This window comes from Catellatospora sp. TT07R-123 (assembly GCF_018327705.1).
GTDB lineage: Bacteria > Actinomycetota > Actinomycetes > Mycobacteriales > Micromonosporaceae > Catellatospora.
The window spans coordinates 287,551-300,224 of record NZ_BNEM01000002.1 but is presented as its reverse complement, the minus strand read 5'-3'; the positions used below and the strand labels follow the sequence as shown (position 1 = coordinate 300,224).

At 72.6% G+C, this 12,674-nt stretch carries 13 protein-coding genes; all 13 read left to right on the top strand.

Annotation, left to right across the window (positions count from 1 at the left end; all coding sequences use genetic code 11):
- Positions 1–44 precede the first annotated feature (44 nt).
- The gene (locus Cs7R123_RS21670; protein ID WP_244872068.1) at positions 45–1,058 is read left to right on the top strand and encodes an ABC transporter permease; all 1,014 of its coding nucleotides are present in this window, start codon (positions 45–47) and stop codon (positions 1,056–1,058) included.
- A complete protein-coding gene (locus tag Cs7R123_RS21665; protein WP_212829541.1) occupies positions 1,055–1,960 on the top strand; it encodes an ABC transporter permease in 906 nt (301 codons plus the stop codon). The genes Cs7R123_RS21670 and Cs7R123_RS21665 overlap by 4 nt, the downstream gene beginning before the upstream one ends.
- Before the next feature lie 2 nt (positions 1,961–1,962).
- On the top strand, positions 1,963–2,940 hold the full coding sequence (locus Cs7R123_RS21660) for an ABC transporter ATP-binding protein (RefSeq protein ID WP_212829540.1): 978 nt from the start codon (positions 1,963–1,965) through the stop codon (positions 2,938–2,940).
- Complete coding sequence (locus Cs7R123_RS21655; protein ID WP_212829539.1) at positions 2,937–3,893, top strand: ABC transporter ATP-binding protein; 957 nt, start codon at positions 2,937–2,939, stop codon at positions 3,891–3,893. The genes Cs7R123_RS21660 and Cs7R123_RS21655 overlap by 4 nt, the downstream gene beginning before the upstream one ends.
- A 9-nt stretch (positions 3,894–3,902) precedes the next feature.
- Positions 3,903–5,144 (top strand): amidohydrolase family protein, encoded by a 1,242-nt coding sequence (locus Cs7R123_RS21650; RefSeq protein WP_212829538.1) that lies wholly within the window; start codon positions 3,903–3,905, stop codon positions 5,142–5,144.
- On the top strand, positions 5,141–6,808 hold the full coding sequence (locus Cs7R123_RS21645; RefSeq protein ID WP_212829537.1) for a DUF885 domain-containing protein: 1,668 nt from the start codon (positions 5,141–5,143) through the stop codon (positions 6,806–6,808). The genes Cs7R123_RS21650 and Cs7R123_RS21645 overlap by 4 nt, the downstream gene beginning before the upstream one ends.
- Positions 6,809–6,811: 3 nt before the next feature.
- Positions 6,812–7,195: a nuclear transport factor 2 family protein gene (locus Cs7R123_RS21640; protein WP_212829536.1), complete on the top strand. Its 384-nt coding sequence runs from the start codon at positions 6,812–6,814 to the stop codon at positions 7,193–7,195.
- A complete protein-coding gene (locus Cs7R123_RS21635; protein ID WP_212829535.1) occupies positions 7,192–7,515 on the top strand; it encodes a TIGR04076 family protein in 324 nt (107 codons plus the stop codon). The genes Cs7R123_RS21640 and Cs7R123_RS21635 overlap by 4 nt, the downstream gene beginning before the upstream one ends.
- Positions 7,512–8,513, top strand: a complete 1,002-nt coding sequence (locus Cs7R123_RS21630) for an LLM class flavin-dependent oxidoreductase (RefSeq protein WP_212829534.1) — start codon at positions 7,512–7,514, stop codon at positions 8,511–8,513. Before Cs7R123_RS21635 ends, Cs7R123_RS21630 begins: the two co-directional genes overlap by 4 nt.
- A 444-nt stretch (positions 8,514–8,957) precedes the next feature.
- Complete coding sequence (locus Cs7R123_RS21625; protein ID WP_212829533.1) at positions 8,958–9,989, top strand: sulfate ABC transporter substrate-binding protein; 1,032 nt, start codon at positions 8,958–8,960, stop codon at positions 9,987–9,989.
- Positions 9,986–10,834: a sulfate ABC transporter permease subunit CysT gene (cysT, locus tag Cs7R123_RS21620; protein WP_212829532.1), complete on the top strand. Its 849-nt coding sequence runs from the start codon at positions 9,986–9,988 to the stop codon at positions 10,832–10,834. The genes Cs7R123_RS21625 and cysT overlap by 4 nt, the downstream gene beginning before the upstream one ends.
- Positions 10,827–11,660, top strand: coding sequence for a sulfate ABC transporter permease (locus Cs7R123_RS21615; RefSeq protein ID WP_244872066.1), 834 nt, complete (start codon positions 10,827–10,829; stop codon positions 11,658–11,660). Before cysT ends, Cs7R123_RS21615 begins: the two co-directional genes overlap by 8 nt.
- Entirely contained in the window at positions 11,657–12,640 is a 984-nt protein-coding gene (locus Cs7R123_RS21610) for a sulfate/molybdate ABC transporter ATP-binding protein (protein ID WP_212829531.1), read from the top strand. The genes Cs7R123_RS21615 and Cs7R123_RS21610 overlap by 4 nt, the downstream gene beginning before the upstream one ends.
- Positions 12,641–12,674 lie beyond the last annotated feature (34 nt).

Sequence of the window (12,674 nt, the reverse complement as noted above, 5' to 3'; positions counted from 1 at the left end):
CCCCCGGGCCCCGCCCCCGCCGTCGCTTCAGCCACCGGCACCCCATGCTGGCGTACCTGGCCAAGCGGCTGGTGATCACCGCCGGGCTGCTGCTCGGCGTCACCGTCCTGACGTTCGGGCTGGTCCAGGTCGTGCCCGGCGACCCGGTCACCGCGAACCTGTCCGACCAGGCCCTCAACGACCCGGCCGCCGTCGCGGCGTTCCGCGCCAAGTGGGGCCTGGACCAGCCCGTATACCTCCAGTACTGGCACTACCTCCAGCACCTGCTCACCGGCGACCTCGGCACCTCCCAGCAGACCGGCCGCGCCGTGGCCGAGGACCTGCTGCACTACGTGCCCGCCACCATGGAACTGGCCATCCCGACCATGCTGCTGGCGCTGCTGCTCGGCACCGGCATCGGCATGCTCGCCGCGGTCCGCAACGGCCGGATCACCGACCAGCTCATCCGCGTCGGGGCCCTGCTCGGCCTGTCCACCCCGCCGTTCTGGCTGTCGCTGGTCGTGCTGTACCTGTTCTTCTACCAGCTCGGACTGTCACCCAGCGGCGGACGCCTGTCCCCGGGCTTCACCCCGCCCGACACCGTCACCGGCATGTACACCGTCGACGCCGCCCTGTCCGGGCAGTGGGACCTGGCCTGGGACGCCGCCCAGCACCTCGTCCTGCCGGTGCTGGTGCTGACCTGCCTCACCGTGGCGATCCTGGTCCGGTTCGTGCGCTCCTCGATGCTGGAGGTGCTCCAGCACGACTACATCAAGGCCGCGTACGCCAAGGGCCTGCCCACCAGCCTCGTGCTGCGCCGCCACCTGCTGCGCGCCGGCCTCGTCCCCGTCATCACCGTCTCCGGCCTGGCCTTCGCGTCGCTGCTGTCGGGCACGGTGCTGGTCGAGAACATCTTCGGCTGGCCGGGCCTGGGCCAGTACGCCTACCGCAGCGCCAGCGCGCTGGACCTGCCCGCGATCCTCGGCGCCAGCCTGTTCGTGGCCCTGGTCTACACGCTGGTCAACCTCGCCGTCGACCTGCTGTACGGACTCATCGACCCCAGGATCCGGTTGCAATGACCAGCCTCGCCCACACCGACCCCAAGGCCGCCAAGCCCCTGAACCGCCGCCGCTGGCTGCGCCGGGTACGCGGCGCCACCGCCGGCCGCCCGATCTGGCGTCAGCCGGTCACCGTCGCCGCCCTCGCGATCCTCGCCGCCTGGCTGCTGATCGCCCTGGCCGCGCCGCTGATCGCCCCGCACGACCCCATCGCGCAGAGCGCCGACACCTACCAGCCGCCCGGCGGCGCCCACTGGTTCGGCACCGACTCCCTGGGCCGCGACGTGTTCAGCCGAGTCGTCTACGGCGCCCGCCTGTCCATCCCGCTCGCCCTGGCCATCGTCGCGCTCGCGCTGCTGCTCGGCGGCCTGCTCGGGCTGGTCGCCGGATACGTCGGCCGCTTCCTGGACGAGGCCGTGATGCGGCTGACCGACCTGGTGTTCGCGTTCCCGCAGATCATCCTCGCCATGGCCGTCACCGCCGCGTTCGGGCCCAGCACCGGCAACGCGATCCTGGCCCTGGTCATCGTCTCCTGGCCGGTGTACGCCCGGGTCATCCGCAGCGCCGTGCTCACCATCCGCGGCGAGGACTACCTCAGCGCCTCCCGGCTGCTCGGCGTCGGCCCGATCACCACCCTGCGCCGCGACGTGCTGCCCAACAGCGTCGGCCCCGCCATCGTGCTGGCCACCCTCGAACTCGGCAACGCCGTACTGCTGCTGGCCGCCCTGTCGTTCCTCGGCCTCGGCCCGCGGCCGCCCGCCGCCGAATGGGGCTCGATGGTCGCGCTGGGCGCCCAGGACCTGTCCATGTGGTGGGTCAGCGTCTTCCCGGGCCTGGCCATCCTCACCGTGGTGCTGGCCTTCAACGTCCTCGGCGACGCGCTGCGCGACCGCCTCGACCCCCGCTACATGAACGGACGCTGACGATGGGCGCACTCCTCGACATCGACCGCCTCGCCGTGGCCCTGCCCGGACCCCGCGGACCCCTGCCGATCCTGCACGACGTCTCCCTCACCGTGGGGGAGGGCGAGCTCGTCGGCATCGCGGGGGAGAGCGGCTGCGGCAAGAGCATGACCGCCCAGACCGTCCTCGGGCTGCTCCCGCCCGGCGCGAAGGTGTCCGGCTCGGCCCGTTTCGACGGCGACGAGCTGCTCACCCTGGACCGCAAGGGCTGGCAGCGGGTACGCGGCCGCGGCATCGCGATGGTGTTCCAGGACCCCACCGCCGCCCTGCACCCCATGCTCACCGTCGGCACCCAGCTCACCGAGCACATGCGCATCCACTTGCGCATGGGCCGCAAGGCCGCCGAGCGCCGCGCCGTCGACCTGCTCGACCAGGTGCGCCTGCCCGACCCCGAACGCGCCCTGCACGCCTACCCGCACCAGTTCTCCGGCGGCATGCGCCAGCGCGTCGCGATCGCCAGCGCACTGGCCGCCCAGCCCCGGCTGCTCATCGCCGACGAGCCCACGACGGCGCTGGACGTCACCGTCCAGGCCGGCATCCTGGCGCTGCTGGACCGGCTGCGCCGCGAGACCGGCCTGGCCGTCGCGTTCATCACCCACGACCTGGGCGTGCTCAGCGCCCTGACCGCCCGCAGCTACGTGTTCTACGCCGGACGCGTCGTCGAGGCCGGGCCCACGGGAGCGCTGCTCACCGAGCCCCGGCACCCGTACACGGCCGCGCTGCTGGGCGCCCGGCCGCACGGCGGCCAGACCGGCGTGGCGCTCACCCCGATCCCGGGCAGCCCGCCCGCGCCCGGCGAGCTGCCGCCCGGCTGCGCGTTCAGCCCCCGCTGCGCCCACGTGCGCGACGAGTGCCGCAGCGGCGTGCCGCCCCTGCACCCGGCAGGCCCCGACCGCACGTCGGCCTGCGTGATCCGTACCGAGCTGGAGGTGGCCGCGTGACGCTGCTGGAGATCGACGCCGTACACGTCGAGCACAAGCCGCGCGGCCGGGCGCCCGTTCGGGCCGTGGCCGGGGTAGACCTGAGCGTGGCGCCGGGGCAGATCGTGGGGCTGGTCGGGGAGTCCGGGTGCGGCAAGTCGTCGCTGGCCCGGGTCGCGGCCGGGCTCACCCCGCCCAGCGCCGGGCAGGTCCGCTACGCCGGACGCCCGGTCACCCCGCTGGGCTGGCGCCGCCGCAACGCCGACGAGGTGGGGTTGCAGATGGTGTTCCAGAACCCGTACGCCTCGCTCAACCCGCGCCGCGCCGTCGGCGACCAGCTGCTCGACGGCGTGCCGGCCGAAGTCGCCGGCCCGGCCCGGCGCGCCCGCGTCGCCGAACTGCTCGACCGGGTCGGCATGCCCGCCACCGCCGCGAGCCGCTACCCGCACCAGTTCTCCGGCGGGCAGCGCCAGCGGCTGGCCATCGCCCGCGCCCTGGCCCCGCAGCCCCGCGTGATCATCGCCGACGAGCCGGTCACCGCCCTGGACGCCTCGTCGCAGGCGCAGGTGGTGAACCTGCTGGTCGGGCTGGTCCGGGAACTGGGCATGGGGATGCTGTTCATCTCGCACGACCTGGCCCTGGTGCACGAGATCGCCGACGTCACCGCGGTCATGTACCTCGGGAAGATCGTCGAGACGGCGCCGACCCGCCGGTTGTGGGAACAGCCGCTCCACCCGTACACCCGTGCTCTGATCGACGCTGTGCCCCGTATCAGCGCGCAGCCCGTGCTCCCGTCGACCCTGGCCGGTGAGGTCCCCGACCCGGCCAACGCCCCGGCCGGATGCCGGTTCGCCCCGCGCTGCCCGCACGCCTTCGACCGCTGCGCCGAAGCCCCGCCCACCGTCGCGACCGGACCGTCGGCCGCCGTCGCCTGCTGGCTGCACCAGCTCCAGCCCCAGCCCGCCCACCTGTAAGGAGGCAGCATGTTCCGCCCTGTCGAGCAGGTGCTCGTCAACTGCTCCGTCTACGACGCCGTCAGCGACACAGTCCTCACCGACCACGGCGTCTGGGTCGACCCCGACGGCATGATCCGGGCCGTCGGGCCCGTCGACGACGTCCTGGCCGAGGCACCCGGCCGCACGGTCGTCGACCTCGGCGGCGGGTACGTCATGCCCGGCCTGACCAACATGCACGTCCACCTGTCGCTCGGCCTGCCCGGCCACTTCGGCGACGAGGTGCACCGCTCCGACCAGGCCGAACTCGTGCTGCTCATGGCCGACTCGGCCCGGCGCACCCTGCACGCGGGCGTCACCACCGCCCGGCTGGTGGGGGAGAGCCGCTACGCCGACTTCGCGCTGCGCAAGGCCATCGACAAGGGCGCCGTCGACGGGCCCCGCATCTTCACCGCCGGGCACGCGCTGTGCTGCACCGGCGGCCACGGCTGGGACGCCGACGCCCTCGAAGCCGACGGCGCCGACGGCTTCCGCAAGCTCACCCGCCAGCAGATCCGCGCCGGCGCCGACCTGATCAAGGTGTGCATCTCCGGCGGCATCGCCGGGCAGCACGAGGCCATCGACACCCCGCAGCTGCTCGACGACGAGATGGCCGCCGTCATCCAGGTCGCCCACGACTGGGGCCGCAAGGTCACCGCCCACGCCGGACCGGCCGACTCCGTCCGCCGCGCCGTCGAGCTGGGCCTGGACTGCGTCGAGCACGGCTACGAGCTCACCGACGACGTCACCAAGCTCATGGCCCAGCGCGGCGTCTGGTACGTGCCGACCATCGTCGTCAGCCGCTGCGAGCAGTTCTTCCGCGACTCCGGCGTGCCCGGCTGGCTCATGGACCGGGCCCTGGGCGCCGGACCCCGGCACTGGGAGAGCCTGCAACTGGCCATCCGCAACGGCGTCCCGATCGCGCTGGGCAGCGACATGCCGCCGCACGCGGGCTACGACGAGACCAGCGCCACCGTCCGCGAGCTGGAGTTCATGGTCGACGCCGGGATGACCGTCGCCGACGCGCTCAAGTCCGCCACCGTACGGCCCGCGCAGTGGCTCGGCGCCGACGACCGGCTCGGCACCGTCGAGGCGGGCAAACACGCCGACCTGATCGTGCTGCGCGACGACCCGACCCGCGACATCGCCGCGCTGCGCACCCTGCACCTGGTCATGAAGGGTGGCGTCGTGTACCGCGACGACACGAACGCGACCCGGAGGTTCGCCCGATGACCACGATCACCGAGGTCGCCGACGGCTACCTGGCCGCGCTCGCCGCGACCGACCCCGACGCCGCCGACGTCGTGGGCCGCCCGCTGCCGCTGCGGTTCGGCGACCTCTCCCCGGCCGGGTTCGCCGCCCGTGCGGACCTGGACCGGACCACTCTGGCCGCGGCGCGCAACGCCACCGCCGCCACCACCGCCGAATACGCGCTCCAGGCCGCCCTGGTCGACCGGCTCGAAAGCGACCTCGCCCTGTACGACGCCGGGTTCACCACCCGGCTGCTCGCGCCGCTGGCCACCCCCGTGCACCTGACCCGCCAGGTGTTCGACCAGCTGCCGCGCGACACCGAGGACGACTGGACCGTCGTCGCCGAGCACCTGGAGGCGCTCGGCGGGGCCCTGGACGCATACGCCGCGACCCTGCGCGAGGCCGCAGACCGGGGCCACCTCGTCGCCCGCCGCCAGATCCTCGCCGTCGCCGACCAGGCCACCGCCTGGATCACCACCGACGACTTCTACGGCAGGCTCGTCGCCGCCCACCCCGGCGGCGGCTGCCACGACCGGCTCGCCGCAGGCGCTGACCAGGCCGTCGCCGCGACCGGCCGGTTCGTCGAGTTCCTGCGCGCCGAACTCGCCCCCCGCGCCGGGACCGTCGACGGCGTCGGCCGCGACCTGTACGCCGTCACCTCCCGCAGCTTCCTCGGCGCCCAGGTCGACCTGGACGAGCTGTACGCCTACGGCTGGGACGAGCTGCGCCGCACCGCCGACGAGATGCGGCAGGTCGCCGCCGAACTCGGCCACCCCGACACCGCCGCCGCCATGGCCGCCCTCGACGCCGACCCGGCGTGGCGCGTGACCACCGGACCGGCCCTGGAGCAGTGGCTCAACGAACGCGTCGAGCAGGTCACCGACGCCCTCGACGGCACCCACTTCGACATCCCCGCCCGGACCCGCCGGGTGCAGTGCCGGATCAGCCCCGCCGCCTCCGGCGTCATGTACTACACCCCGCCCGACGCCACCCTGACCCGCCCCGGCGCCATCTGGTGGGCGGTGCCCGGCGGCCAGCCCGAGATCCCGGTATGGAGCCACGTCGGCACCCTCTTCCACGAGGGCCTGCCCGGCCACCACCTCCAGTTCGCCGTCACCATGACCACCGATTCGCTGCACCCGTGGCAGCGCCACCTCTGCCACGTCCACGGGTACGCCGAAGGCTGGGCGCACTACGCCGAGCGCCTGGCCGACGAGCTCGGCCTCTACCGCGGGCCCGCCGAACGCCTCGGCATGCTCTGCGGGCAGATCTGGCGCGCCGCCCGCATCGTCATCGACATGGGACTGCACCTGGACGCCTCCATCCCCGCCGGCAACGGCTTCACCGACGCCGACCGCTGGACCCCCGAACTGGCCGTCGACTTCCTGTCCACCGTGGCCGGACTCGACCGCGCCACCGCCCGCTTCGAAGTGGACCGCTACCTGGGCTGGCCCGGCCAGGCGCTGGCGTTCAAGGCCGGGGCCCGGCTGTGGGCCCAGGCCCGCCGCGACGCCGAGACCCGCGCCGGCGCCGCGTTCGACCGCAAGCGGTTCCACGCCGACGCGCTGCGGCTGGGCCCGATGGGCCTGGACCCGCTGCGCGCCACCCTCACCGCCCTCCACCCCGCTCCGCACCCCGAGGACTGATCCGTGACCACCCCTGACATCGCCGCGGTCATCACCGCGATGTACCGGTCCCTGGGCGACCGCCCCGGGTTCGACGCCCACCTGCACCCCGACCTGACCATCTGGGAATCGGACGCCCCCGCCCTGCTGCACGGCCTGCCCGCCCTGGACGACCTGCGCGACCGCCGCGCCGCCGCCCGCACCGGCGCCCCCGCCCGCGGCTCGGTCACCGTCAGCCCCGAGGAACTGCTCACCGAGGCCTGGGACGGGACCGGCGTGGCCCGCTACCTGCTGCGCGCCCGCTACGCCGACGGCGGCCGCGACGACGTCTTCCGGGTCACCGACGTGCTGCGCCGCGACGAGACCGGCTGGCGGATCGTGCACCACCACGCGGAGGCCCTGTCATGACCGACGAACCCGTCACCGACCTGTACGACCTGCGCGTCGTCGTCGAGCGCATCGAGGGCCGCTCCGTGTGCGGCCTGAAGGTCGGCGACTACATCGACCTGACCGAGTCCAACCGGCTGTCCACGCCCCCCGGCGGCCACTTCTGCCTGTACGCCCTGGCCGCGTGCATGCCGCTGCTGCCCGCCAAGCAGCGGCCGCTGCCGCCCGGCGACTGGCTGGAGACCGACTGCCACGTCGCCTGCCCCGACCCCGACGAGCGGCTGATCATGCGCATCGAGCGCACCCGCCGCCGCACCATCCCCACGGAAGAGCTCACGTGACCCAGCGCCTCATCGGACTCGGCGTGCAGTCCGACAAGACCGCCGCCGAGTACGCCGCCATCGCCCAGCTCGCCGAACGGCACGGCTTCGACACCCTGTCGGTCTTCGGCGACCTGATGTACCAGCCGCCCATCTTCCCGCTGCTCGTGGCGGCGCAGCACACCAGCCGGATCACGCTCGGGCCGGCGTGCCTCAACCCGTACACGATGCATCCGGCCGAGATCGCGGGCCAGGCCGCGGCACTCGATCTCGCCTCCGGCGGCCGCGCCTACCTCGGCCTGGCCCGGGGCACCTGGCTGGACCAGGTCGGCGTGGCGCAGGCCCGGCCGCTGCGCCGGCTGCGCGAGACCGTCGACGTGGTCAACCTGCTGCTCGCCCAGGACCCGTCCGGTTACAGCGGCAAGGAGCTGACCATCGCCCCGGGTACGGCCCTGCGCTACACCCCGCACCGGCCCCGGGTGCCGCTGCTGGTCGGCACCTGGGGGCAGCGCACCGCCGAGCTGGCCGCGGCCGTCGCCGACGAGGTCAAGGTCGGCGGCTCGGCCAACCCGGGGATGGGCAAGACCATGCGGGGCTGGCTCGACGCGGCCGCGACCGCCGCCGGGCGCAAGCCGTCGGAGGTGGGGCTGACCCTCGGCGCCGTCACGGTCGTCGACGAGGACGGCGCCGCCGCCCGGAGCCTGGCGCGCACCGAGGTCGCCATGTACCTGGCCGTGGTCGCCGATCTCGACCCGACGGTCGAGATCGATCCCGAGCTGCTGGCCCGGGTCCAGGCGCACGTCGGGCGCGGCGAGCACGTCGCGGCGGGCGCGCTGATCGGCGGCGACCTGCTCGACCTGTTCGCGTTCTCCGGCACCCCGCACCAGGTCGCCGCCCAGGCCGAGGCGCTGTTCGCGGCGGGGGTGACCCGGATCGAGTTCGGCACCCCGCATGGGCTGAGCCCGATGCGCGGCGTCGACCTGCTGGGCCGCCGCGTCCTGCCGACCCTGCGCGGCTGAGCGCCACCACGAAGGCCCGTGTCCGCCGACCCGGCGGCGCGGGCCTTCGTACCTTCGGCTGACCGGGAAGTTCGCGGGCGGAGTGCATGATGGCCGCACCCGGTACGTCCGGCGCACCGCCGGTCGCCCCTTCGGCGATGCGCCTATGGCCCATTCGGCTGTGCATTCTCGGGCATATCGGAAACTGCGGATGATGTTGATCGGCTGCGGAGCCAAAGTCTTGAAACCCTAGCGGTTTAGTGGGATATTCATTCCGTGGTCGAGCCGGACCGCGCCGCCACCTGGCGGAGGCGGCCGGAGCGTGGCATCGGTGCTGCGTGCGGTAACTCGATCGACCACCTGCACCTAGTCAGCTGCACCCCCCTTTCATTGCTGATAAACCGACCACACCGGACCGGTGGGGATCGGTGCGCTTCCGCGCGCCCCGAGGAGGACAGGTTCCGCATGAAGAACCGGATCAGAGCAACCGTCGCGCTCGCCGCTGCCGCCGTACTGGCGCTGTCGGCGTGCGGTGGCAAGGAAGACAACAGCGGCACGCCGGCTTCCGACACCACGCTGCACATCGTCGGTTTCGCGGTCCCCGAGCAGGCCAACAAGGCGATCGCCGCGGCCTGGAACAAGACCGACGCCGGTAAGGGCGTCAAGTTCCAGACCTCCTACGGCGCCTCCGGCGACCAGAGCCGCGCGGTCGTCAACGGACTGAAGGCCGACTACGTCCACTTCTCGGTCTCCAGCGACGTCACCCGCCTGGTCGACGCCGGTCTGGTCGAGAAGGACTGGAACGCCGGCCCCACCAAGGGCATCGTGTCCTCCTCGATCGTGGTGCTCGCGGTGCGCCCGGGCAACCCGAAGGGCATCAAGGGCTGGGACGACCTGATCAAGCCGGGCGTCCAGATCGTCACCCCGAACCCGGCCTCCTCCGGCTCCGCCCGGTGGAACGCGCTCGCGGCGTGGGGCCACATCACGGCCAACGGCGGCACCGACGCCCAGGCCACCGACTTCCTGACGAAGCTGTTCGCCAACGTCGTGTCGCTGCCCAGCAGCGGCCGCGACGCCACCACCGCCTTCCTCGGCGGCACCGGTGACGTGCTGCTGGCGTACGAGAACGAGGCCATCCTGGCCACCCAGGCGGGGGAGAAGTTCGACTGGGTCGTCCCGGCCACCACGATCCTGATCGAGAACCCGGGCGCCATCACCAAGAACGCCGACCCGAAGGCCAAGGACTGGCTGAGCTTCGTGCTCAGCAAGGACGGCCAGCGCCAGTTCGCGCTCAAGGGCTTCCGCCCGATCATCGAGGGTGTCGACACCACCGGCATCCAGGGCGTCAAGGACCCGGCCAACCCCTTCCCGACCCCGGCGAAGCTGCTCACCGTGAGCAAGGACTTCGAGAGCTGGTCGGCCCTGTCGAAGAAGTTCTTCGACGAGAAGGAAGGCCTCATCGTCAAGATCATCGCGGCCTCGGGCAAGGCCAAGTGACGGCGACGGCCCTCACGACGGATCGGCCGGCGGTCTCCCGCCGGCCGATCCGGCATGGACGCCCCCTGACCTGGGTCTCCGGGGTCGGCTTCGGCGTCACGATGCTCTGGTTCAGCCTGCTCGTCCTGATCCCCCTGACCGCCGTCGTCGTCACCGCGTCGACCGGCGGCTGGAGCGGGTTCTGGGACGCCGTCACCAACGAGCAGACCCTGGCCGCGATCGAACTGACCGTCGGCACCGCGTTCGCGGTGACGGTGGTCAACGTCGTCATGGGCACCCTCATCGCGTGGGTGCTGGTCCGCGACCGGTTCTTCGGCAAGCGGGTGCTGGAGGTCCTGATCGACATCCCGTTCGCCCTGCCGACGATCGTCGCGGGTCTGGTGCTGCTGGCGCTGTACGGGCCGAACAGCCCGCTGGGCGTCGACATCGCCAACACCCGCACCGCCGTCTTCCTGGCGTTCCTGTTCGTCACGCTCCCGTTCGTCGTCCGCACCGTGCAGCCCGTGCTGGCCGAACTGGACCGCGACGTGGAGGAGGCGGCCATGTCGCTGGGCGCGAGCCGGTTCACCGTGTTCCGCCGGATCATCCTGCCCAGCCTGACGCCCGCCATCGCGGCGGGCGCCGCGCTGTCGTTCGCCCGCGGCGTCAGCGAGTACGGCTCGCTCGTGCTGCTGTCGGGCAACCTGCCGATGAAGACGGAGGTCACCTCGGTGCGCATCCTCAGCAGCATCGAGAACGACAACCTCGACAGCGCCGCGGCGGTCGCCACGATCCTGCTGGTGATCTCGTTCATCGTGCTGGTCGTCGTCGACACCCTGCAGCGGAGGCTGGTGCGCCGTGGCTGAACTGTCCCACCGCCGCACCCGCACCCGCCGCGGCCCGATCGGCTACCTGATCCGCCTGCTCGTCATCGTCTACCTGTTCTTCCTGGTGGCGTGGCCGGTGTACCTGGTCGCCAAGAACGCCTTCGCCGACGGCACGGACAACCTGACCGGCCTGCTCGAAGACCCCGACATCGTGCACGCGCTGGGCCTGACCGTGCAGGTCGCGCTCATCTCCGTGGTGATCAACACGGTGTTCGGCGTCGGCATCTCGATCCTGCTGGTCCGCTACGACCTGCCGGGCAAGCGGTGGCTGAGCGCGCTGCTGGACCTGCCGCTGTCGGTCTCCCCGATCGTGGTCGGCCTGGCGCTGGTGCTCGTCTACGGCGGGCGCACCGGCTGGTTCGGCCCGGCCCTGGAAGGCGCCGGTTTCCAGGTCATCTTCGCCACCCCGGGCATCGTGCTGGCCACGGTGTTCGTGGCGCTGCCGCTGGTGATCCGCGAGGTCGTGCCCGTCCTCGAAGAGGTCGGCGAGGAGCAGGAGCAGGCCGCGCGCAGCCTCGGCGCCAACGCCGCGCAGACGTTCCTGCGGATCACCCTGCCGTCGATCAAGTGGGGCGTCATCTACGGCGTCGTGCTGAGCCTCGCCCGGTCGCTGGGCGAGTTCGGCGCGGTCAAGGTCGTGTCGGGCAACGTGCTCGGCGACACCCGTACCGCCACGCTGGTCGTGGAGGAGAAGTACCTCAACTTCGACAAGCCCGGCGCGTACGCCACCGCCTTCCTGCTCGCCCTCGTGGCGGTGGCCTGCATCATCGTCGTCTCCGCCCTCCGCCCTAAGGAAGACCGTTGAGCATCGAGATCACAGGAGTTTCCAAGCGTTTCGGGGACTTCGTCGCCCTCGACGACGTGTCCGTGAGCATCCCGTCCGGCGGGCTCACCGCCCTGCTGGGGCCGTCCGGCGGCGGCAAGTCGACGCTGCTGCGGATCATCGCCGGGCTGGAGACCGCCGACACCGGCCGGGTCGAGATCGAAGGCGTGGACGCCACCCGGCTGTCGCCGCAGAAGCGCAACGTCGGCTTCGTGTTCCAGCACTACGCCGCGTTCAAGCACCTGTCGGTGGCCCGCAACGTCGCGTTCGGCCTGGAGATCCGCAAGAAGCCCAAGGCCGAGATCCGCGACCGGGTCGACGAGCTGCTGAAGCTGGTCCACCTGTCCCAGTTCGCCGACCGGCTGCCCGCGCAGCTGTCCGGCGGCCAGCGCCAGCGCATGGCACTGGCCCGCGCGCTGGCGGTGCAGCCCAGCGTGCTGCTGCTCGACGAGCCGTTCGGCGCCCTGGACGCCAAGGTGCGCAAGGAGCTGCGCGACTGGCTGCGCCGCCTGCACGACGAGGTCCACGTCACCACGGTCTTCGTCACCCACGACCAGGAGGAGGCGCTGGAGGTCGCCGACGAGATCGTCGTGATCAACGAGGGCCGCGTCGAGCAGGTCGGTTCGCCCGACGAGCTCTACGACCGCCCGGCCAACGACTTCGTCATGCGGTTCCTCGGCCCGGTGACCGAACTCGGCGGCCGCCTGGTGCGCCCGCACGACCTGCAACTGCTGGTAGACAGCACCGATCCCGGCGCGGTGTCGGGTCGGGTCAGGCGGGTCACCCGCATCGGCTTCGAGATCCGGGTCGAGGTGGCGGTGGGCGACCAGGACGTCACGGTCACCCTCAACCGCAACGAGTTCCTTGCGCTGGGCGTGCAGGTCGGCTCCGACGTGCAGGTGCGGGTCGCGCCCGAGGTCGGCGCGGTGCAGAGCCGGTCGCAGGCGGTCGGCGCCGTCTGACCGTCGTACGAGGTGCCCAGGCCCGCGGGCCCGG